Source organism: Zunongwangia pacifica (assembly GCF_023499215.1).
GTDB classification, from domain to species: Bacteria; Bacteroidota; Bacteroidia; order Flavobacteriales; family Flavobacteriaceae; genus Zunongwangia; species Zunongwangia pacifica.
Map to the genome: position 1 here is coordinate 194527 of NZ_JAKHSK010000001.1, position 24204 is coordinate 218730.

At 37.4% G+C, this 24204-nt stretch carries 14 protein-coding genes and 1 tRNA gene; 12 read left to right on the forward strand and 3 right to left on the reverse strand.

Annotated features, from left to right (window positions below; all coding sequences use genetic code 11):
- Positions 1 to 2 precede the first annotated feature (2 nt).
- The 5 genes from L1967_RS00885 to L1967_RS00905 all read left to right on the forward strand — a co-directional run bounded on the left by L1967_RS00885 (position 3) and on the right by L1967_RS00905 (position 11623).
- Positions 3 to 1433 (forward strand): 2-oxo acid dehydrogenase subunit E2, encoded by a 1431-nt coding sequence (locus tag L1967_RS00885; RefSeq protein WP_249599828.1) that lies wholly within the window; start codon positions 3 to 5, stop codon positions 1431 to 1433.
- Between the two features lie 10 nt (positions 1434 to 1443).
- A complete protein-coding gene (lpdA, locus tag L1967_RS00890) occupies positions 1444 to 2859 on the forward strand; it encodes a dihydrolipoyl dehydrogenase (protein WP_249599829.1) in 1416 nt (471 codons plus the stop codon).
- A 304-nt stretch (positions 2860 to 3163) separates the two neighbouring features.
- Positions 3164 to 4381, forward strand: a complete 1218-nt coding sequence (dinB, locus tag L1967_RS00895; RefSeq protein ID WP_249599830.1) for a DNA polymerase IV — start codon at positions 3164 to 3166, stop codon at positions 4379 to 4381.
- Between the two features lie 46 nt (positions 4382 to 4427).
- Positions 4428 to 7391, forward strand: a complete 2964-nt coding sequence (locus tag L1967_RS00900; RefSeq protein ID WP_249599940.1) for a DNA polymerase III subunit alpha — start codon at positions 4428 to 4430, stop codon at positions 7389 to 7391.
- A 164-nt stretch (positions 7392 to 7555) separates the two neighbouring features.
- Complete coding sequence (locus tag L1967_RS00905) at positions 7556 to 11623, forward strand: T9SS type B sorting domain-containing protein (protein ID WP_249599831.1); 4068 nt, start codon at positions 7556 to 7558, stop codon at positions 11621 to 11623.
- A 70-nt stretch (positions 11624 to 11693) separates the two neighbouring features.
- Here L1967_RS00905 and L1967_RS00910 read toward each other — a convergent pair.
- Positions 11694 to 11766 (reverse strand) — tRNA-Phe (locus L1967_RS00910).
- Between the two features lie 105 nt (positions 11767 to 11871).
- Here L1967_RS00910 and L1967_RS00915 point away from each other — a divergent pair.
- The 6 genes from L1967_RS00915 to L1967_RS00940 all read left to right on the forward strand — a co-directional run bounded on the left by L1967_RS00915 (position 11872) and on the right by L1967_RS00940 (position 19482).
- A complete protein-coding gene (locus L1967_RS00915; protein WP_249599832.1) occupies positions 11872 to 12606 on the forward strand; it encodes a type III pantothenate kinase in 735 nt (244 codons plus the stop codon).
- Positions 12603 to 13844 (forward strand): BamG family beta-barrel-assembly machinery protein, encoded by a 1242-nt coding sequence (bamG, locus tag L1967_RS00920; protein ID WP_249599833.1) that lies wholly within the window; start codon positions 12603 to 12605, stop codon positions 13842 to 13844. The genes L1967_RS00915 and bamG overlap by 4 nt, the downstream gene beginning before the upstream one ends.
- Positions 13845 to 13861: 17 nt before the next feature.
- On the forward strand, positions 13862 to 15223 hold the full coding sequence (locus L1967_RS00925) for a hypothetical protein (RefSeq protein WP_249599834.1): 1362 nt from the start codon (positions 13862 to 13864) through the stop codon (positions 15221 to 15223).
- A gap of 1 nt (position 15224) precedes the next feature.
- Positions 15225 to 15791: an LPS export ABC transporter periplasmic protein LptC gene (gene lptC / locus L1967_RS00930; protein WP_249599835.1), complete on the forward strand. Its 567-nt coding sequence runs from the start codon at positions 15225 to 15227 to the stop codon at positions 15789 to 15791.
- A gap of 196 nt (positions 15792 to 15987) precedes the next feature.
- Positions 15988 to 17277, forward strand: a complete 1290-nt coding sequence (locus tag L1967_RS00935; protein ID WP_249599836.1) for a hemolysin family protein — start codon at positions 15988 to 15990, stop codon at positions 17275 to 17277.
- A 96-nt stretch (positions 17278 to 17373) separates the two neighbouring features.
- Positions 17374 to 19482, forward strand: coding sequence for a peptidylprolyl isomerase (locus L1967_RS00940; protein WP_249599837.1), 2109 nt, complete (start codon positions 17374 to 17376; stop codon positions 19480 to 19482).
- A gap of 103 nt (positions 19483 to 19585) precedes the next feature.
- On the opposite strand, the gene L1967_RS00945 is transcribed toward L1967_RS00940, so the two are convergent.
- Complete coding sequence (locus tag L1967_RS00945; protein WP_249599838.1) at positions 19586 to 20515, reverse strand: GYDIA family GHMP kinase; 930 nt, start codon at positions 20513 to 20515, stop codon at positions 19586 to 19588.
- Complete coding sequence (locus L1967_RS00950; protein ID WP_249599839.1) at positions 20512 to 21828, reverse strand: hydroxymethylglutaryl-CoA reductase, degradative; 1317 nt, start codon at positions 21826 to 21828, stop codon at positions 20512 to 20514. Before L1967_RS00950 ends, L1967_RS00945 begins: the two co-directional genes overlap by 4 nt.
- Positions 21829 to 22019: 191 nt before the next feature.
- On the opposite strand from L1967_RS00950, the gene L1967_RS00955 reads away from it, so the two are divergent.
- A complete protein-coding gene (locus L1967_RS00955; RefSeq protein ID WP_249599840.1) occupies positions 22020 to 24191 on the forward strand; it encodes a S9 family peptidase in 2172 nt (723 codons plus the stop codon).
- The last annotated feature ends 13 nt before the right edge of the window (positions 24192 to 24204 follow it).

Sequence of the window (24204 nt, forward strand, 5' to 3'; positions counted from 1 at the left end):
AAATGGCTAAAGAAATTAAAGTTCCACAAATAGGAGACGGAGTAGAATCTGCAACAGTTTCTGAAATATTAGTTGCTGAAGGTGATAAAATTGAAAAAGATCAGGGCGTTATTGCGGTAGAAAGCGATAAAGCTTCAGTGGAAGTACCCAGTTCAGCTGCCGGAACGATCAAAGAAATAAAGATCAGTGAAGGTGATGAGGTTGAAGTTGGGCAGGTAATTATCCTACTGGAAGAATCTGATGATGAAGACGGGGAAGCAGATGATAATGAAGAATCTTCTGAAGAGCAGGAAGAAGAAAAAGCTTCCGAAGAAAAAGAAGGTGCAGATGATGATAATGAGGATGATGCTGAAGAAAAAGATTCAGATAAGAAAAAGAAAAAAGTAAAGGAAGAAAAGTCTAGCGATGACGAAGAGGAATCTGAAGATGATGAAGAGGATGAAAAAAAATCATCCAAAAAGGACGAATCTGGAGATAAATCTGATGAAAAATCTTCTGAAGAAAGTAAGGATGACAAGTCTAAAAAATCTTCAGGGAAATCTACCGGAGCAGGAATTCAGGCTTCGCCGGGTACTCGTCGCTTAGCAAGAGAACTCGGTGTAGATCTTACTGAACTGGCAGAAGAGATTTCTGGAAAAATTTCAGAAAAAGACGTTAAGGAATTCGCTAAAAAAGGAAGTGAAAAATCAATAAAATCGGCAGCTGTTTCTTTACCCGATTTTGAAAAATGGGGAAGTGTAGAACGTAAGCCATTAAACAATATTCGAAAAGCGACGGCGAAAAATGTAACGGCTTCCTGGCAAGCTGTGCCGCATGTTTTTCAGTTTGATGAAGCCGATATTACCGATATTCAACAGTATTTAGAAGCGAATCAGGATAAAGCTGAAAAAGCCGGTGGTAAATTAACGATTACTGCCCTGCTGACTAAAATAGTGGCGAGTGCACTGGTTAGATTTCCAAAGTTCAACGCCAGTGTAGATATGGAAAACGAAGAAATGATCCTGAAAAACTATGTGAATATCGGGATTGCAGTAGCTACAGAAAAAGGTCTTTTAGTGCCGGTAATTAAAGATGCCGATAAGAAAAGTATTATAGAAATTGCTGTAGAACTAAGCAATATTGCTGAAAAAGCCAGAGATGGTAAATTAAGTAAAGAAGATATGGAAGGCGCTAATTTCTCTATTTCTAATCTTGGCGGAATTGGCGGAACTAATTTTACGCCTATCGTTCCAGCACCACAGTCGGCAATTTTAGGAATTTCACGTTCGGCTAAAAAACCGGTATATATTGATGACGAATTTAAACCAAGAGAAATTTTACCGCTTAGCTTATCCTACGATCATCGTTTAATCGACGGCGCAGATGGCGCAGCATTTATAAATTGGATCACGCAGGCGCTACAAGACCCTTACAAAGCCTTGCTTGGGGCATAAACTAGAGATTATGGCAAATAGCAAGAAAGATAAAAAAGAACTGGTGGTGGTCGGCGCAGGCCCGGGCGGTTATGCAGCAGCATTTAGAGCAGCAGATTTAGGAATTAAAACCACTTTAATTGATCCAGAAGCCAATCCCGGCGGCGTGTGTTTGTATCGTGGTTGTATTCCTTCAAAAGCCTTGTTGCATGTAGCGAAAGTGAAAAAAGAGGCTACAGAATTATCGAATTTCGGGTTAAGTTTTGAAGAACCTGAAATCGATGTGAAGAAAATAGCAAAATGGAAAGATGGTGTGGTAAAAAAACTTACCAGCGGTTTAGGTCAGCTTAGTAAAGCAAGGAAAGTTGAGTTTATCCAGGGGAAAGCTTTTTTTAAAAATGAAAAAACGCTGGAGATTGAAGAAAACTCTGGTGAGTCGTACGAGCTTGAATTCGAAAATGCAATTATCGCTACAGGATCTACACCAACTGAATTGCCAAATATCGAAGTCGATCACAAACTTATCTGGAATTCTAAAGATGCACTCGATATTATAGAAATTCCGAAGAAATTATTAGTGATCGGTGGTGGTTATATTGGTCTGGAGCTGGGAAGTGTGTATGCCCATTTAGGAAGCGAAGTTTCTATTGCTGAAATGACTTCAGGATTTTTGCCGGGAGCCGATCGAGATTTGGTAAAAGTTTTTGAGAAAGAACAGCCTTTTAAAAATCTATATTTTGATACTAAAGTTGAAAAAGTAGATCCTAAGAAGAAAAAAGTTGAAGTCGTATTGAAGTCAGGCGATAAAGAACAAAAAAAGAAATTCGATCGTGTTTTAGTGGCGATTGGAAGACAACCCAATGCAAAAGCCAGTAAACCACAAAATGCGGGAGTGGAGATTGGGGAAGACGGTTTTATAAAAGTCTTTAGCAATCGTAAAACTTCAGCAAATCATATTTATGCGATTGGCGATATTACCGGGCAACCTATGTTAGCGCACAAAGCCTCTCATGAAGGCCGTGTTGCGGCAGAAGTTATTAAAGGTGAGAAAGGTGCTACTTATGATGCCAAGGTGATTCCTGCAATCGTATTTACCGATCCTGAAATTGCCTGGTGCGGACTTACAGAAGAACAGCTAAAATCATCGAATATCGATGCTAAAGTGGTGAAGTTTCCATGGTCGGCTTCGGGAAGGGCCAAAGCCTTGGGAACCGATAACGGACTTACAAAGTTGATTGTAGATAAGGAATCTGAAATTATCCTTGGTGGTGGCGTTGCCGGTAAAAATGCAGGGAGTTTAATTCCTGAAATTGCCTTAGCGATAGAAATGGGCACCACAGCAAGAGATTTATCACTTACCGTGCATCCACATCCAACACTTTCTGAAACAATCATGGAAAGTGCTGAATTATTCTATGGAAGTCCAACGCATATTGTTGATAACTAATTCAGATTAAAAATGAGGCTCTATTTTCAGTGTATGCTATTCGGTTATTTTTCAATATCCGTGGTGTCATTCCGTGCTTGACACGGAATCTCATACAGTTTTTGACTATTGATTTTTGTTTTATGAGACCCCTGAATCAAGCCCGCCTGCCGGACGGGCAGGTTCAGGGTGACGATGGTTTTCAGCAAGATAATGTGACAATAAAAAGTACTTAAGTACCTAAAGCGAGATTTTAACGTTCTCACTTTATTTATTTTTATATTTTTGGATTAAATCCATTTAATAGGATTAAATCCAAAAATATATGATTTCGAAGTCTATTTTACATCTGGATCTGGATTCATTTTTTGTTTCGGTAGAACGAAAAGTAAATTCAGAATTAAAGAATAAACCGGTGATCGTTGGCGGAATGGGAGATCGTGGCGTGGTGGCTTCGTGTAGTTATGAAACCCGAAAATTTGGGGTACGATCTGGTATGCCCATGAAAATTGCCCGTAGGCTTTGTCCGCAGGCAGTTTATATAAAAGGGAACGCCAGCATTTATACCAAAGAATCGCATCTGGTAACCGAGATTATTAAAAATCAGGTGCCATTATTTGAGAAAGCGAGTGTGGATGAGTTTTATGCCGATCTTACCGGGATGGATCGTTTTTTTGGGATCGAGCGATTTGCCAAAGAGCTTAGGGAAGGTATCATCAAAGAGAGTGGTTTGCCAATTTCGGTAGGATTATCGCAAAATAAAGTAGTTTCTAAAATCGCCACCGGCGAGGTGAAACCCGATGCAATGAGTGTTATTAAGTTTGGCGAAGAGAAACAGTTTTTGGCACCGCTTGATGTGAATAAAATCCCGATGATTGGCAATAAAACTTTTCAGTTGCTTATGGGGCTTGGAGTCTATAAAGTGAAAACGCTACAGGAAATGCCGGTAGAAGTTTTAGAAGGGGTGTTGGGAAAAAACGGGCGTACGATCTGGAAACGTGCTCACGGGATCGATAATTCTCCCATTATTCCGTTTCATGATCGTAAATCGATTTCTAACGAACGGACTTTTCATCGGGATACTACAGACGTTACCCGATTGCATGCTACTTTGGTGGCGATGACCGAGAGTTTGGCGTTTCAGTTACGAAGAGGTCATAAGCTCACCTCGAATATTAGTGTAAAAATTAGGTATTCAGATTTTCAAACCAGTACCCTTCAGGCAAAAATCCCGTATACCAGTGCCGATCATATTTTAATTCCGAAGGCAGAAGAACTTTTTAAAAAACTCTATAATCGACGGGTTTTAATTCGGCTTATCGGTGTGAAGCTAAGCGGACTTGTAGGCGGGCATTACCAAATTAACTTATTTGATGATAGTGAAAAGATGCTGAGTTTATATAATTCTTTAGACCGTATTAAAGACAAATATGGCGAGCGTAGTGTGGTAAGGGCGGTAAGTATGGGGGCAAAAACTATTGGCAGGATGCGCAATCCTTTTGATGGGGAACCACCCATTGTCCTGGCGCACCGAAATCAATAATTTGGGCTTAAAATATCAAATCTCGAATATAGAGAAAAGGGAAATTATGTATTTAAACTGTCATTCTTATTTTTCGCTGAGGTATGGTACTTTTTCTGAAAATGAACTGCTGGAACTTGCAAAATCAAAAAACGCAAGCTGTGTAGCGCTTACCGATATCAATAATACTTCAGCCTGTTTAAATTTTTTAAAGCAAGCGCAAACCTACTCCATGAAACCCTTGGTAGGGATAGATTTTCGTAATGGCGTAGACCAGCAGTACGTCGTAATTGCTAAAAATCGAAACGGATTTAGGGAGATGAATACACATCTTTCCAAGAATTTGCATGCTAAAAAGAATTTTGATAAAAGCGCACCTTTATTGGAAAATTGCCATGTGATCTATCCTTTTAAAAAGGTGCTGGAAAATGACAAAAATGAATTCAGGGAAAATGAATTTATAGGTGTTTCAGCTCGGGATTTAAATAAGCTGAAGTTTTCAGGGTATAAAAAAGATACTTCAAAATTGGTGGTTTTACAACCTGTTTCTTTCCGAAGTAAAAGAGATTTTAATGCCCATCGCTTATTGCGGGCCATTGATAATAATACATTGCTGAGCAAACTTACGGTAGAAGAACAGGCAAATCCTGAAGATAAAATGCTCGTGAAAGAGGATTTAATCGAAGCTTTTAATGAATTTCCTGAAATTTTAGCCAATACCAGAGCCCTTGCTGAAAGTTGTCATGTAGCGTTTACTTTTGATAAAAAACAGAACAATAATTTATCGAAAATTAACAGTAGGGAAGCCGATGAATTGATGCTTCGAAAAATGTGTTACGATAATGTCGAAAATCGATATCCGGAAGCCGATGAAGAAGTGTATGCCAGGCTGGATAAAGAGCTTACCGCTATCATAAAACTGGGCTTTGTTTCCTATTTTTTGATTAATCACGAAATCGTGCACTATGCCCGCAGCAAAAACTATCCTGTTATTGGGCGGGGCAGTGGAGCAAATTCTATCGTGGCGTACATCATAGGGATCACTAATGTAGATCCTATAGAATTAGATCTTTATTTTGAGCGCTTTATTAATGAAAATCGAAGTTCGCCGCCCGATTTTGATATCGATTTTTCCTGGAAAGATCGTGAAGATGTTACCCGTTTTATTTTTAATCGCTACGATCATGTAGCCTTAATGGGAACCTATGTAACTTTTAAACGCCGTGCCATGATTAGAGAATTAGGGAAGGTTTTTGGGCTTCCTAAGGCCGAAATTGATAAACTCTCATCAGGACGGTTCGAGGTTTCCGGTTTAGATAAAATGGAACGTTTAGTGCTTAATTATGGCAATTTAATTGCAGGATTTCCTAATTATTTAAGTGTACACTCTGGTGGTATTTTGATTCTTAACGATGATATTTTTAATTACGGAGCTACTTTTTTACCCCCTAAAAATTTCCAGACGATCCAGATCGATATGAATATTGCTGAAGAAGTAGGGATCCATAAATTTGATATTCTGTCGCAGCGGGGCTTGTCTAAAATCACCGATACTTTAGAGCTGATTAAACAAAATCAACCTGATGCTGTTATTGAAGACATCGACAATATTCCAAAATTCAAGAATGATCCGGCGATCAATAGTCTGCTTAAGACTGGTGATTGCATGGGTGTTTTTTATGTGGAATCGCCGGCAATGCGTGGTTTGTTAACCAAGTTGCAAACCGATAATTATATGAATCTTGTGGTGGCAAGTTCGATTATACGACCTGGTATTTCCAGCGGAGGGATGAAAGAAGAGTATATTAAAAGGCATCGTGATCCTAAACGAAGAAAGCTGGCACATCCTGTAATGTTAGAAATTATGGAAGATACCTATGGAATTATGGTGTACCAGGAAGATGTGATGAAAGTGGCACATCATTTTGCCGGACTTAGCTTTGATGATGCCGATGTTTTACGACGCGGGATGAGTGGGAAGAAAACTTCAAAAGATCAAATGGAGAAAATTGAAGCGCAATTCCGTAGTAATTGTAAAAAAAGAGGGTATTCACAGCAAATCACCGATGAGGTTTGGGAGCAGATATCTTCGTTTGCCGGTTATGCCTTTCCCAAAGGTCATTCGGCTTCTTATGCGGTAGAAAGTTACCAGAGTTTATATCTTAAAAATTACTTTCCGTTAGAATACATGGTGGCGGTGCTTAATAATGGTGGCGGATTTTATTCCGCAGAAACATATATTCAGGAAATAAGAAATTGTGGTGGTAATGTGCTTGCGCCCTGTATTAATAACAGCGATCATCCTACTACGATATTAGGGAAAGATATCTATCTGGGATTTGGGTATATCAAGGAGCTGGAAGTGAAAACGGTACAGCAAGTTTTAGAAAATCGCCAGTTTTTTGGCAGTTATAAAAGTCTGGATGATTTTATGGATCGCGTAGCTATTTCTATAGAGCAACTTCGAATTTTATTGAAAGTGGGTGCCTTTCGATTTACTGGAAAAGATAAACATCAGTTGCTTTGGGAAGCGTATTTCAGAAAAATAAAGTCAAAGAAAAAAAGTAATCAGCCGGGACTGTTTAAGATTCAACATAAAGAATATGTACTGCCAGCGTTTCAATATTCAGCTTTGATAGACGCTTACGATCAGATAGAGCTTTTAGGCTTTCCCCTGTGTAATTATTTTGATTTGTTGCAGGAGCCGGTATATAATTTTACAAGCGTAGATGAGCTTAAAAAGTTTGTGGGAAAGAAAGTAAGCATTTACGGAAAGTTGATTTGTACAAAAAAGACAACGACTTCTGGCGGTAAAGAAATGTGTTTTGCCACATTTCACGATATAGGTTACAACATTTTTGATACGGTTCAATTTCCTGATAAGGTTGCTAAATATCCTTTGTATAATAAAGGGGTTTATCGCTGTATAGGGAAAGTTATTAATGAATTCGATTATATTTCTATTGAAGCTGAAGCTATTGAATTTCAAAAAATAAAGATAGATCCCAGATTTGTAACCACTCCATTTTAAGCTAAAATAGTTTCTAAAAGGCTGTAAATGTTAAAATTATGCCTTTCGTCGATTTCTGTTGTTTTTTATCGAAAAATTATACTTTATTTGTATTCATTAACAAAAAATTAACTTTTTAACGAATCTAATCTTAATAATAATCTATTCCCTAACTAATAGTTATTATGAAGTTGATAAAATATGTATTCCTGCTGATTTTTGCAGGAAGTTATGGGCAACATATTAGCATTGACGATGCAAGTGTAACAAAAGAAGAATTAGTTGCAGGGCTCCTGGATAACTCGTGCGTGCAGATTACAAATATTGAGCAATCTGATAAAGAGGCAGTGGCGTATTTTAATAATAATGCCGGTGATTTTCCTATTTCGGACGGGGTGATTATCAGGTCTGGTAAAGCTAAATTAACCGAGGGGCCGTATTCTGGTAAAAATCTAAGCACAGTAATTAATGCTACGGGCGATAAAGATTTGCAGGCTATCAATAATGCCTCTGGGCAGAGTACAGAAATATCTGATGTTGCCTTTTTAGCATTTGAGTTTATTCCACTTTCCGAAAAATTTAGTTTCGATTTTATTTTTGCAAGTAATGAATATGGGCAATGGCAGTGTGCCAGTAGCGATGTATTCGCTTTTTTACTTACCGAAGTAGCTACCGGTGAAACTAAAAATATAGCTGTATTGCCAGGAACAGATATTCCAGTTTCTGTACGAACGATAAAGGATCATAGATTTAATGAGAATTGCGAAAGTGATAACCCCGAATTTTTTGATAGTTATCAGGTAGGTGCGGCAAATTCGGTAGTAAATATGCGGGGGTATACCAGGTTACTTACAGCTTCAGCAACAATAAAACCCGGTAAAAAATACAGAATTAAACTGGTAATAGGTGATAGTCATGATGCGAACTATGATAGCGCGATTTTTATAGCTGGTGGGAGTTTTAGGACAGATTTAGATTTAGGTGCAGACAGGATGTTATGTGAAGGGAGTCTTACCCGTTTAAATACAGGATTAGAGTCGCCTGTTTACCAACATCAATGGTTTAAAGATGAAGTAGCGATCCCAAATGGGAATAGTTATTTTTTAGACGTAAATGAGCCTGGGGATTACATGGTGAAAGTTACTAAAAATGATTCTAGTTGTGATATTAGTGATCAAATAAGGGTAGAACGCCTTGCGTATAATGATCTGCCAGACATAGTGGTATGTGATAATGGAGCACCAGAGCAGCTGTTCGATCTTACAAACAACGGATACGAAAAGCTGGGGGTAAGTTCAGAGCAATATGATTTAGTGTATTTTAAAGAGCGCGTAGCCGCTTTTAATCAAATTCCCAAATCAGCTTTAGCCAATTATAGAAGCAAACCCGGTGAAACTATTGTGGTTCAGCTAAAGAGCAAGGAAACCGGTGAATTTTGCAGTGCCGAAATCCCTTTTAAACTGAAAGTAAATGAAACCATACATTTAGATGTTCCAGAGGAGATTATTGCTTGTAGATCCCCAAAAGGTAATTTGGTAAACCTGTCTGAGATTAAAGATATTGTAAATAGCCAATTGCCTTCAGATTCTTATATTTTTAAATTATACCGGTCTGCCGGAAATGCAGATCAGGATGTAAATCCAATAGAGGATATCTCTAATTTTCAACTTTCAGGAAATGCTTCAGATTTTCAGGTTTTTGGTAAAGTTCAGGATACACTGGTTAGCGATTGCTTTAACATTTTTACGGTTCATGTAAGTTTAAATGATTTACCACCTGTTTCAAAATTACAGAATGTTGTGGAGTGTTCTTCTTATGTCCTTCCTCCAATTAGTGATGGAGACTATTATACTCGTCCAAAAGGAGAGGGAAGAATGCTTCAGCCTGGTGATGTGATCGAAAATTCAGGTACCTATTATATTTATAATACGGTTGTTTCTGGCTGTTTTAATCAGTCTAGTTTTAAAGTAGAGCTTGTTAAGGATTACAAGCTTAATGCTTATTATTGTGGGCAATTTGTGGTTCCTTCACCTCCGGCAGGAAGTTTTTATGACGCCCAAAATGGTCCCAACGGGACTGGGCAGGAAATAGCGGCAGGAACAGTGTATACTTCAGATTTCAGTATATATTATTACGGGGAAATGGAAGATGGTACGCTTTGTAAAGAACAAAAATTTGATGTAGCTATTTATTCTTTACCCGAAGTAGATGAACTGGAGGATGTTGTAGTTTGCAAGGGGTATGTTCTTCCACAGCTTAATAGCGGACAATATTATACCAGTCCCAACGGTGGCGGGCAACGGTTGAATCCTGGCGTTAAGGTAATATCTTCTATGAACCTTTATATTTATAACGATGACGGCAGGTGTAATAACGAAAGTGAATTCAAAATAAATATCATTCCAAATTTTGAAGATATTATTGCCTGTGGGAGTTATATTTTGCCAGAACTTAAAATTGGCGACTATACAGATACAAGCGGAAATGTTCTTGAGCCCGGCAGCGTAATTACAGAAAGTACAACCGTATTTTATCATGCCGATACTACAGATGGCTCTGATTGTGCAAAAGAAATAAGCTTTTCTATTACCGTAACCCCAATACCCCACGTGAGCACATTAGAAGATGTTCTTGTTTGTGTGGAAGATGGTTTTGTATTGCCAGAAATAGCAAATGGCGAGTATTTTACAGCATCTAATAGGGAAGGAGAACAACTTGTGGCTGGGACCGTAATAAAAGAAAGTCAAAAAATCTTCATCAATAATACCCAAAATTACTGTGCTAGTGAAAGTAGTTTTAATGTAGAGGTAAGGGAGCTTGCTCCTGTAGAGAATTTTGTAGATGTATATTCTTGTTTTGGGTATGAATTGCCAGAGCTTCAGTTCGGAAAATATTATACACAGCCAGATGCACAGGGCCAGGAAATAGCAGCCGGAACGTATATTGAAGAAACCACAAGGATTTATATTTATAATAAGTGGGAAGATTTTAATGGTTGTGCCAATGAAAAGTTTTTCAATGTTTATATAGAAGGTGTTCGAGTTGACAGGCCCAAAGCTGTTAATGCCTGTGATTCTTATGTGCTTCCGGAATTAAACGAAGGCGAGTATTTTACGGAGAAAGGCGGGAATGGACAAAAAATCGAGTCAGGAACTACGATATCGGCCAGTACGACACTTTATATTTACAAAAAAGCGGGCGTTCGTTTTGTATGTGAAGATGAATATGATTTTGATATTAAGATTTCGAATACTCCCGATGTAGCAGCAATCCCAGATATAGAAGCTTGTGGGAGCTACCGTGTGCCAAATATTTTTTCTCCTATGGGGATTATGCCAGCGGATTATGAAATGTATTATACTACAAATTTAGAAGATGAAAATGCTATTTTAAGGCCAGAAAATGTAATTACAGAGCCGGGGACTTATACGTTGTATTTAAAATCGCAGTCTTTATCTAATAATTCATGCTATAAATACTCTTCTTTTAATGTTACTGTTTATCCTTTGCAGGAGTTAGAAATTCATGAAGAGGCATTATGCGTTAATACCGAAACCGGAGAGGTAGAAACTGGGGCTTACTTTTATACGGGGCTTAATCCCAGGTTTTTTGAGGTGAATTGGTATTATGGAGGGAAGCTTGTCCATACTGGGACAGATTTTGAGGCCATGATCCCGGGAGAATATATTGTAAAGGCGAATAAAATAGATGGAAAGATAGAAACCGGTTGCGGCTTTAAGGAAGCCTCGGTCTTTGTAAAAGAGTCCGCAAAACCTGAAGTTTCTGTTACTGTATCAGAGCCTTTTCAAGATATAGCGGTGGTAGAAGTTGAAGTCGTAAAAGGTCGAGGAGATTATCTTTTTAGTCTTGATGGAAGTGAATTTCAAGCCGAAGGTCAGTTTTATGATGTCTCTTCAGGAACGCATGTTGTAGAAGTAAAAGGTGTAATAGGATATTGTGGGGCTACTATAGAAGAGGTTGAAGTGCTTAAGCATCCTAAATTTTTTACGCCAAATAACGACGGGTATAATGATACGTGGAATATTACAGCGTTAGAAACACATCCAGAGGCTGAAGTTCAAATTTATGATCGCTATGGGGCTTATATTACTAAAATAAAACCCGCTGAAGGTGGTTGGGATGGTTCTATAGGAGGATCTTCGCTACCTTCAAACGATTATTGGTTCCAGGTTGATTTTAAGGAGGATGGAGTTGCCAAAACCTATCGCTCTCACTTTTCTCTTAAACGATAATTAGCCTTTTCATTTAAAGTTGATTTCTTTGAAAAGAAAAAGCCCACTAAAATAGTGGGCTTTTTAAAGGTGGTGCCTCCAGGAATCGAACCAGGGACACAAGGATTTTCAGTCCTTTGCTCTACCAACTGAGCTAAGGCACCAGTTGCTTTTCGAAAGCGGTTGCAAATATAAATTCAATTTTAGGAACTCACAAGGCTTTTTTGAAAAAAATGCTTTCGTAACTTAGCATTTTATAAAATTAGGCTATGAATCTTGTTGTCGACCTAGGAAATACTTTTGCTAAAATTGCTGTTTTTCAAAATTATAGGCTCTTGGAAGTCTTTAAAATTCTGAAGTCAGAAAAAAATAAAAAAATTGAAAAAATTTTTCAAAAGTATCCTCAAATTCAATTTTCGATACTTTCCAGTGTATTAAAAGATGATGATTCAGTAAAAAAAGTACTCCAAAAACATTCAGTTTTATATTATTTGGATCATCAAACTAATTTGCCTTTTATAAATAATTACAGCTCTCCCAAAACTTTGGGTAAGGATCGTATAGCTCTTGCCGCAGCGGCAGTATATGCCTATCCTAAACAGGATTGCCTGGTGATCGATGCAGGAACCTGTGTAACTTATGATATTGTAAATAGCGATTCTGAATATTTAGGAGGGGCAATTTCTCCCGGTTTGCAAATGAGATTTAATGCTGTACATAAGTTTACAGAAAAATTACCGTTAATACAATCAGATAGTAACCATCTAAAATTGATAGGGGACTCTACAGAAGAATGTTTGAAGAGCGGTATTTATTTTGGTTTTGCTGCAGAAATTGATGGAATGATTACCAGCTATATTTCAGAATTTAAAGATTTAACAGTTATTTTGACGGGTGGTGATCTTCTATTTTTGTCAAAGCGATTAAAAAATAGCATATTTGCGAACTCAAATTTTCTTTTAGAAGGTTTAAACTACATTTTAGAATATAACAAAATTCAATGATTAAACGATTTATAGTAATCGTAGCTTTATTTTCTGCGTTTTGGGCGAAAGCTCAGGAAAACACTTCTTCGCCGTATTCTTATTACGGGGTTGGGATTACCAATTTTAAAGGGACTGTAGAAAATAGAGCCATGGGAGGTCTTAGTACGTTTTCGGATAGTATTCATATGAACCTTACAAATCCTGCCGGTTATGGTAAGTTGGCAAGGACAACTTATACCGTAGGAGCTAGTTTAGAGTCTACAGATCAGAAAACTCAGGATTCAAAAGATCAAACCAAAAATGTTTCTTTAGATTATTTAGGACTAGGTGTACCTGTAGGCCGTTTTGGTTTTGGTGTGGGCTTAATACCGTATTCTTCGGTAGGATATCGAATTTATGATATTGAAGAGGATGGCGCAAGCAGGCTAAAAGGACGCGGAGGAATGAATAAAGTATTCCTTTCTGCCGCTTATGCAATAAACCGAGATCTTAGTATTGGGGTGAATGCTGATTATAATTTTGGGAATATTCAGCATCGCAGAACGGTGGTGAGAGAAGGGGTGCAATATGGAACCCGGGATATAGATCGATCTGACCTATCGGGCTTTAGTTTTAATTTTGGGGTAGACTATCAAAAAAAATTAAACAGTGGATTGAAGTTACATGCATCTGCGGTGTATACTCCTGAAGCAGATATAACTTCAGAGAGTTATAGAGAAATCGCGAATGTGGCGTTTTCGGCAAATGGAGAAACTATTTTCAATGCAAAGACTTTTGATATGGAATCTCAGGACATTACTTTGCCTTCAAAAGCAACATTTGGTTTAGGTATTGGTAGGCCAAATAAATGGTTTTTAGGAGGTGAATATTCTGCATTTGGAAGTATACCAGAAATTTCGGTTTTTAGTACTCCTGTAAACGATGTAGAATATAATGATGGTAATGCATATCGTTTAGGAGGGTATATTGTGCCAGAGTATAGTTCACTTACAAGTTATTTTAAACGTATCGTTTATCGCTTTGGAGGACGTTTTGAAGAAACTGGTTTGCAGCTTAACGGAGAGTCGATAGATGAGTTTGGCATATCTTTTGGATTAGGATTACCGATTGGAGGAGATTTCTCTAATCTAAATTTGGGGCTGGAGTATGGACAGCGCGGTACAACAAGCTCAGGTTTAATACAGGAGAATTTTTTTAAATTATCAATTGGTTTATCTTTGAATGACCAATGGTTTGTAAAGAGAAAGTTTAATTAACCATAATAAACAACAAGATGAAAGCGAGATTTATAGTTTTATTATCGGCGGTAATGCTAGGTTCTGGAGCATTTGCTCAGGATTGTACTACCACTGCGGCTTTAGCTTATGATGATGCTAAAGCTAAGAATTATGATGCGGCATACGCGCCGTTAATGAAAGTGAAAGAAGAATGTCCAGATTATAGTTTAGCAACTTTCCAGTATTTAGAAAGAGTGCTAAAGCACAAAATTGATGGAGCTTCTGGAGAAGAAAAAACAAAATATATCAATGAGTTAATTGATGTATACCTAGGTAGATTAGAACATTACCCAGACAAAACAAAAAAAGGTGATGTTTATAGTGATATAGCACTTTTAAAGTTTGATAACAAAGTTGGAACTACAGAAGATAGATTCAACGCATTCGATAAAGCTTATACTGAAGATAAAGAAAACTTTACCAGTCCTAAAGGTCTTTATGCTTATTTCGATTTAATGGTAAATATGCAAGATGCCGGTGATCGTGAGTTACAGGATGTTTTTGATATTTACGATAGGGTAATGGCAAAAATTGAAGAGGAAGAAATCTATGAGGCAGATCGTCTACAGCCACTAATCGAAAAGCAAGATTCTGGTGAAGATTTAACTTCTAAAGAAGCAAAAACAGCAAAAATAGCTGAGCAGAAATTAAATAATTTTAATGCAGTAAAGGATGCTTTAAATGCAAAGTTGGGTGCTCGTGCAGATTGTGATAACTTAGTGCCACTTTACGAAAAAGATTTTGAAGCTAAAAAAGGAGACGTAGCTTGGTTAAGAAACGCGAATGCACGTCTTTCAGCTAAAGATTGTGAAGATCCGTTATTCTTTAAGATTTCTGAAGCACTTCATCAGTTAGAGCCTTCTGCTGCATCGGCTTATTCTTTAGGTCAGTTAGCTGAAGCTGATGGCGATAGAGGTAAAGCTTTAGAGTATTATAATGAAGCTGCTGAACTTGAAAAAGACCCAGCAGATAAGGCTAAGATCTATTACAGAATTGCTCAGAACTATAAGTCTTCGGGAAGTTTTTCTCAGGCTAGAAATTTCTATAGAAAAGCAATTCAGGCTAAGCCATCTTATGGTAGAGCTTATTTGAATATTGCAGATATGTATGCCGATAGCGCAAACAACTGTGGGCAAACTGCTTTCGAGAAAAGAGCAGTGTACTGGTTAGCTGCAGAATATGTAGCAAAAGCAGGTAGAGTTGATCCATCTCTTTCTAAGCATGCGAATGCAACAGTTGCGGCTTATAATGGTCGTGCCCCACAAAAAGCTGATGTATTCCAGGAAGGGAAAAAAGCAGGAGATGCTATTCAAATTGGTTGTTGGATAGGAGAAACTGTGCGTATCCCTAATTTATAATATGAAAATCACATATCGTGAAATAATACAAAGCATTGTCACGCTTATCGGCGTGACAATGCTTTTTTCATGTGAAGGTAATTTGAACGAAGTAAGAGCACTTCAAAACCCTGCAGATGCCCCAGCAGGAATTGCTAGTGGTATTCTTTTAAAGTATACCGATTCTGGTCGTGTTGTGGCGACCCTTCAAAGTGAAAAGATGTATGATTTCGAGAATAAAGACTTTCCTTATCGAGAATTTCCACAAGGCGTATATATCGAGTTTTTTGATGAAGATGATCAAAAAAGTACCGTTACAGCAGATTACGGGATTGTATATGGTGCCACCGGTTTGGTAGATCTTCGTGGTAACGTAGTGATTTTTACTGCAGATAGTACCCGGTTAGAAGGTGATCAGTTATACTGGGATCAAAATCAAAGTTGGGTGTTTACCGATCGCGAAAATCAAATTAAGTTTCCCGATGGATCTTTTAATGAAGGAATGGGTTTTGATTCCAATCAAAATTTCGATAAATTCAACTTTAGAACCAATAGTGGGATTCAAAACATAGACGAGTCAGAAAAATGACAAAATATTTTAGGTATTTCGAGTATGCATATTTAATCATAGGAGGGTTCTTCATTTTTGAAACCTTTGCTATTTGGGATGCCGAGCGCAGTAGAGCGTATATTTTTATATTCCTGGCCGCGATGGCCATTTTCATGTTTTTCTTCAAAAGAAATTTCCGAAGAAAACTCGAAAAGAGACAAAAAGACCATAAATAATGAGTGCAGAAGTCATCATCATTATTTTTTCATTACTACTTTCCGCTTTTTTTTCGGGTATGGAGATTGCTTATGTGTCTTCAAACAAAATTTATATTGAAATAGAGAAACTTCAGAATGATTTTTTGGCTAAAGTTTTAAAGCGCCTTACCAAAAAGCCATCTAAGTTTATCGCTGCCATGCTTGTAGGGAATAATATCGCCCTTGTTGTTTATGGTTTTTATATGGGCGATTTAATCATGGCATGGCTCCATGAAATTCAGCCTTTACACAATGCAATTTTAAATTATCTGGTGACCGATTTAAGTCTGTTTACCCAAACAGTTTTATCTACATTACTTATTTTGGTTACGGCCGAATTTCTTCCGAAGGTATTTTTTCAGATTTATGCTAATACCATGTTGAAGTTTTTTGCGGTACCGGCCTATCTTTTTTATTTGTTGTTCAGTTTTATTTCATCGTTTGTGATCTGGATTTCAGATATGATCTTAAAACGTTTCTTTAAAACCGATGGAGATGAGGTTCAACTGGCATTTAGTAAAATCGAACTAGGGAATTTTATTAGCGAACAGATGGAAACGGTAGAAGAGGAAGACGAAGTGGATTCTGAAATACAGATTTTTCAAAATGCCCTTCAGTTTGCCGATATTAAAGCACGGGAGGTTATGATTCCCCGTACTGAGATTATTGCAGTAAATCAGGATCAGGAACCCGGGGATTTGGTAAAAACCTTTACGGAAACCGGACTCTCAAAAATTTTAATCTATAACGATACCATTGATAATATTATAGGTTATGTACATTCTTTTGAGCTATTTAAAAAGCCGGAATCTATAAAATCTATTCTGTTACCTGTTATTTTCGTTCCAGAAACGATGTGGGTAAAAGATGTGCTTAATGTTTTGATCAAAAAACGAAAAAGTATTGCGGTGGTTATCGATGAATATGGTGGTACCAGTGGAATGATGACCATTGAGGATATCGTAGAAGAACTTTTTGGGGAAATAGAAGACGAACATGATTCCCCAATCCTGGTCGACGAAAAAATTAGTGACGAACATTTTAAATTTTCGGCACGTGTTGAAGTAGATTACATTAATGAAACCTATCGTTTAAATATCCCTACCGGCGAGAATTATGAAACTTTAGGTGGTTTTATTGTAAACCATACCGAGGAAATTCCCCAGCAAAACGAAGTGGTGCGCATCGATGATTTCGAATTTACAATCCTTGATGTTTCGAATACAAAAATCGATCTGGTAGAGCTTAAAATCAAGCCTGAGGATTAAAGCGTTAAAAAGTTAATATTTTGCTAATCATAAGTTTTATAATTAGCCTAAAAACACTATTTTCGCCCACTATATTTTGATAAATTATATCTAAGAATGGCAGTATTAAATAAAATCAGACAGCGTTCTGTTTTCTTAATTTTAATTATTGCATTGGCATTATTTTCATTTGTTCTGGCCGATGTGATTAGAAGTGGTGGCTTTAGCGGTAAAGATAACTCTATAGCCACTGTAAATGGAGAGGAAATTGGCAGGGAAGAATTTGCCCGTCAGGTAGAAGCATACCAGCAAAATATGCGTGGTAACATTTCTACTACGCAAGCTGTAAATCGTGTTTGGGATCAGCAATTAAATCAAATTATTGTTGATGAGCAGGTAGAAGCTCTTGGAATTAGGGCAGAGCAGGCTCAGGTAAGGCAGATGATGAGAGCTCAAATGGCTGGCAATCCTCAATTTACTAACGAAGCTGGAATGTTCGATGAAAATCGATTAAAAGAATATGTGGCAAGTTTAAAGCAAACATCACCACAAATGTATCAGCAATGGTTAAGTTATGAAGAGGGACTTGCAGAATCTGCCGCACAAAATATTTATGCAAATATGATTCGTGCCGGTGTTGGTGCAACCCTAACCGAAGGTAAAGAAGCCTATCATTTGCAAAATAATACTATGGATCTTCGTTATGTTCAGGTTCCTTTTTCTTCAATTCCAGATGATGAAGTTGAAGTTTCTAAGTCTGAAATAAAAACATACGTAGATAATCACAAAGCGAAATTTGAAACAGAGGCCGCTCGTAATATTCAATATGTTATTTTTAATGAAGAGCCGTCGCCAGAGGATAAAGAAGAAGCAAAAGAATCTTTAAGCGGATTGTTAGAAGATAGGGTAGAGTATAACTCGGTTTCTAAAACGAACGATACCATTGCAGGGTTTAAAACAACTTCAGACGATCAGGAATTTGTAAATTCTAATTCAGATGTACAACAACCCGTAACCTTCAAATTTAAAAATCAGCTTCCAAAAGAGTTTGCTGACGATTTATTTAATCTTGAGAAAGGTGAAGTATATGGGCCTTATGAAGAGAATGGATATTGGAAGTTAAGCAAGCTAGTAGAGACTAAAGAAATACCAGATTCTATAAAAGCAAGCCATATTTTAATAGGATTTCAGGGAGCGCAAGCAGGTGGTACCCGTACCGAGACTGCTGCAAAACAATTAGCAGACAGTTTAGCCGGAGTTGTAAAAGCTGATAAATCTAGAATGGGAGCATTGGCAACCGAATTTTCTGATGATCCTTCAGCTGCACAAAATTCTGGTGATCTTGGCTATTTTAGACCAGGAATGATGGTGCCAACCTTTGATGATTTTGTTCTAAACAATAACAAAGGAACAGTAGGTGTTGTAAAAACAGATTTTGGATATCATGTTATTTATATCGAAGATCAAACCGATAGAGAAAAAGCAGTGAAAATCGCTACAGTGGCTAGAGAGGTTGAAGCTACTGAAGGAACAAGAAATAAACTGTTTAACGAGGTAACTAAATTTGAAATTGCTGCGGGTGAAGGTGATTTTGCCGAAGAGGCCAAAGCAGCAGATTATAGAATCCGTACCGTACGTGATGTAAAAGCTTTAGATGAAAATATTCCCGGAGTTGGTGAACAACGCCGTGTCGTACAGTGGGCTTTTGAAGATGATGCGAAAGTAGGCGATGTAAAACGTTTTGAAACTCCAACAGGATATATTGTAGCGCAAATAACTGCTAAGAAGAAAAAAGGACTAATGAGTCCAGAAGATGCTTCGGCTGAAGTAATCCCAATTCTTACCAAGCAGAAAAAAGCTGAAATTATTAAAGAAAAGATTTCTGGAACTACTGTAGATCAGGTTGCAGAAAATCAGAATAAAATTGTACAAACAGCAAATGCGGTAAACTTAAGTTCACCAACCCTTGCCGGTGCAGGTAACGAGCCAGAAGTTGTAGGTGCAGTTTATGCGTTAGAAGTAGGAGAAACCAGTAAACCAATTGTAGGTGATAAAGGAGTGTATGTGGTAGAACTGGTAAGTAAGAGCGAAGCGCCAGAGCTGGATTCTTATAAACCATTTGCGCAACAGGAAACCAGAACGCGTCGTCAAATGGCAAACAACAGAGCTTTTGAAGCTTTAAAAGCGAAGGCTGAAATTGAAGATAAAAGAGCTAAATTCTATTAGTATTTAGCAGAAATAAGTCATAAAAAAATCCACTCGATCGAGTGGATTTTTTTATGACTATAGGTATCGGGTTTGGTTTTTCTAAACAACCTTTAGCGTTCCACTATAAAATCATTTGGCTGTAAGGAATTACTACCTCAAATCCTTTTTCTTTAAAATAAAGTGTAGGATCATTTTTGGCAGTTACCATAATAAAATCACCACCCCAGGCACCAAGACTTTTAATACTTCCCTCATAATCCGGGAAAAGCCTGGTTTTTACTTTAGGCAGGTTTAATGCTTTAGAAATTAAATTCTCGTGGATATTGATCAATAAATCATATTCGGCTAAATTATCGCATTTAATGAGCTGCTGAGTAATATTGGAAACCTTTTCAATTAAAATTTCACGATCATCAACGGTCCTTTTTCTGTAATGCGCTATGCCTTCTCTGCTATTTTGTTTTTGATTTAGGTAAACAAAGTAAATATGATCTGAAAATCCCGGCTCAAAATCTGCTTTTAGTGAAATTTGAGTATTTTTTTTCCGTTCGTAGGTTATAGGACTATCTGCTTGAGCACAGGCAATGTCGTAACCACTTCCTTTAAAAGTTTTATTCAGTAAAACATAAGGATCAATTTTCAGCCACTGCGCAAGGTTATTGATTAAAGTAGAAGAGGTGCCTAAACCCCAATTGCGGTTAAACTCTAATTCAGTTAGAATATCATACCCTTTTTCAAAAAGATGTTGTCCAGATAATTCTTCAGCAGCCGTTATAATTTGGATGCAGCGCGCTGATATTGCTGATTCTTTTTCTGATTCTGAAATTTTATATTCTGAAGTCGACTTTATTCCTAAGGAATCTTTTTTAAACTGATCCTGAAACCAGATTTTATCATTTTCATCCTTACTCATCCAGTTGATTACGCCTAAATTATTTTCCTGAATAGTTAAAGACTGTCCTTTTTTTGTAGGAAGGCATAAAGCCTGTGCGCCATCTAAAACAGCATATTCGGCTGTAATTAAAAGTTTACCGGGACTGTAAAATCTCATCCTCTAAGTTTTTCAAGTTGCACAGCAACATCGCTATGAGAAACCACATTGGTTTTATAATATTCGATTAGTTTTTCTTTTTCTTCCAAAGTGGCATTATGTTGATTAAGTATATTCATCAAATGCATTTTCATGTGGCCTTTCTGGATGCCGGTGGTGATGAGCGATTTTATGGCTGCAAAATTCTGGGCTAGTCCGGCGACGGCAACAATTTCCATTAATTTTTTAGCGTTAGGTTGCCCAAGCATTTCCAAAGCCAGCTTTACTAAAGGATGAAGACTGGTTAAGCCGCCAACAGTTCCCAGAGCCAAAGGGACTTCGATCCAAAACTTAAAGATTCCGTTCTCAACGCTGGCATGGGTTAAGCTGGAGTACTGCCCATCTTTCGCCGCGTAAGCATGTACGCCGGCTTCAATGGCTCTAAAATCATTTCCTGTAGCCAGCACCACCGCGTCTATTCCATTCATGATTCCTTTATTATGGGTAACTGCCCTAAACGGTTCGGTTTCGGCAATTTTAACCGCTCTTAAAAATTTATCTGCAAATTGTTCTCCGCTTAAATCAGGATCATCAGATAGGTTTTCTAAAGAACAGCGAACTTCTGCTCTTACCACACACTCGGGCACGTAATTAGATAGAATACTCATTACGATTTCGATATGGCGTTCTTTCTCATCAAAATCCTCCCAAATCGCTGCTTCCTTTTCCAGAACCTCAGCGAACTTTTCAAGGCAGCTATTTATAAAATTAGCTCCCATGCTATCTACAGTTTCAAAATTACAATGCAACTGGTAGTAATGGTCTATTTCAGCGGTGCGGTCCCTAAGCTCGATACTTTTAATACCGCCACCACGTTTCTCCATGTTTTGGGTGATCGGTATAGCAGCTTCTCTAAGTTTAGGTTCTAATTGGTTAAAAAACAGCTCTAATTTTTCTTCGCATCCTTGGTAAATAAAGTGTACCTGTCCAACTTTTATGGTGTCGATAACTTCTGCCTTAAATCCTCCCCGGCTTCCCCAAAATTTAGCCGCTTTACTGGCTGCCGCAATTACAGAGCTTTCTTCAATGGCCATAGGGATGGCAAAAAGTTCGTTGTTAATTAAAAAATTAGGCGCAATACCAAAAGGCAAATAGTAATTAGATAGGGTATTTTCGGTAAACTCCTCGTGTAATTGTTGTAGCTTTTCGTCCTTGTTCCAGTACTGTTTTAAAACTTCTACAGCTTTAGGATCATCATTCAGATAGGTTTTTGTTAACCAGTTAATCTTTTCTCCCTTCGTTAGCTTTGAAAAGCCGGAAATTGGTTCCTTCATGAAATTTTATAAATAGTTTCAATGCAAAGATACAATTGTTATTTAGTTGCTCGTAAGACATTAAATTTAAAGCCGTGTTTGGTTTGCTTGAAAACATCATTAACAAATTGTTAGTATTTAACATCAGTTCGACCGGCTTTTTCATCAAAATTTAGTAAACTTGGCCTGCAATAAAATTTTCAAAGAATTTAATGAGGTTCTCAAAAATCTTAGTTCTGCTTATGATGATGGCAGCTTCTGTTGCGACTTCTCAGGAAAAGAATATCACGCTTGAAGAAATATGGAGCGGAAAGTTTAGTCAGCAACATTTACAATCCCTACAATCTCTTAATAATGGTGTTGAATATGTGGTGCTAAATCACGACCCGGATTCTGGAAATTCCAGTGTCGATGTTTATAGTTACGAAACCGGTGAGAAAACCCGAACGCTGGTAGACACTAAAGATCTAAAAGGTTTAAAAAGTTTCCAGGCGTTTAGTTTAAGCCAGGATGAGAGCAAAATGCTGTTGGCTACAGATCCGCAACCAATTTATCGAAGATCTTCGAAGGCGATATTCTATATTTTTGATATAAAATCTAAAAAACTTACAAAGCTTAGTGATAAAAAAGTTCAGGAGCCCACATTTTCTCCAGATAATTCTAAGTTAGCTTATGTCTTTGAGAATAATATCTATGTTTACGATGTGGCAGGCCATAGCGAAAAGCAAATTACCAAAGACGGTAAAGTGAACAGTATTATTAATGGTGTGACCGATTGGGTATACGAGGAAGAACTTGGTTTTGTAAGAGCTTTTCAATGGAATTATAAAGGAGATAAAATTGCTTTTTTAAGATTTGATGAAGCTAAAGTGCCAGAATTTTCTATGGATATCTTCGGAGGTGGTCTATATCCAAGCGAGCTGGTTTTTAAATATCCCAAGGCCGGTGAAGCTAATTCTGAAGTTTCGTTGCACATGTACGATGTAGCTTCGGAAGAAAGTACAGAAATAAACCTGGGGGATGATAAGGATTTCTATATTCCGCGTATCAAATGGACCAATAAGGATAATGTATTAAGCGTTCAGGTTTTAAACAGGCATCAGGATCAATTAGATCTGATTTTTGTAGATGCTGAAGATTATACTACCAAAGTTATTCTTACTGAAAAAGATGAGGCTTACGTTGATGTAACCGATAATCTCACTTTTTTAGAAGATAACAGTTTTATCTGGACAAGCGAAAGAGACGGTTATAATCATATATATTTATATGATGAAAACGGAAAACTTAAGAGCCAGGTAACGACGGGGAATTGGGAAGTGACCAATTACTATGGTTATGATAATAAAAGTAATCGTTTATTTTATCAAAGCACAGAAAACGGAAGTGTAAATCGTGATGTCTATTCCATAAAAACAAACGGGAAAGGTAAAAAACGAATTACGGAAAAAACCGGAATCAATAATGCCGATTTTAGTGCCGATTTCACTTATTTTATCAATGCCTTTACGAGCACAGACACTCCGATGCAGTACACCTTGCATTTAGCTAAAAACGGAAAACTGGTACGGGAAATTAAGAATAATGAAGAGCTGTTAGAAGTTGAAAAACCGTATCATTTCTCACCCAAAGAATTATCTACGCTTGTAGTAAATGGCAATGAGTTAAATATGTGGACCATAAAACCTTCAGATTTTGATGCGTCTAAGAAATATCCGCTGTTAATGTTTCAATATTCAGGACCGGGATCACAGTCGGTTTCCAACTCTTATTTTAATACTAATGATTACTGGTATCAGTTACTGGCTGATAAAGGATATATTATCGCTTGTGTAGATGGCAGGGGAACTGGATTTAAAGGAGCCGAATTTAAAAAAATAACTCAAAATGAGTTAGGAAAATACGAGCTTGAAGATCAGATCGCAGCAGCAAAAAAACTAGGTGAACTTGACTATATAGATGCTGATCGAATTGGAATTTGGGGATGGAGTTTTGGGGGCTTTATGGCTTCTAATGCCATCCTGAAAGGAAATAATACCTTTGCAATGGCCATAGCAGTGGCACCGGTAACCAGTTGGAGATTTTATGACACCATTTATACCGAACGTTTTATGACCACACCGCAGGAAAATGCTTCTGGTTACGATGAAAATTCACCAATTAACCATGTAGATAAATTAAAGGGAGACTTTTTAATTGTACACGGCAGCGGTGATGATAATGTGCACCTTCAAAACACCATGCGAATGGTTGAGGCATTAATACAGGCCAATAAACAATTCGATTGGGCGATTTACCCCGATAAAAATCACGGCATTTATGGCGGCAATACCAGATTGCACCTGTATACAAAAATGACAAACTTTATAAAAGAACATCTATAAAACTCAATCAACA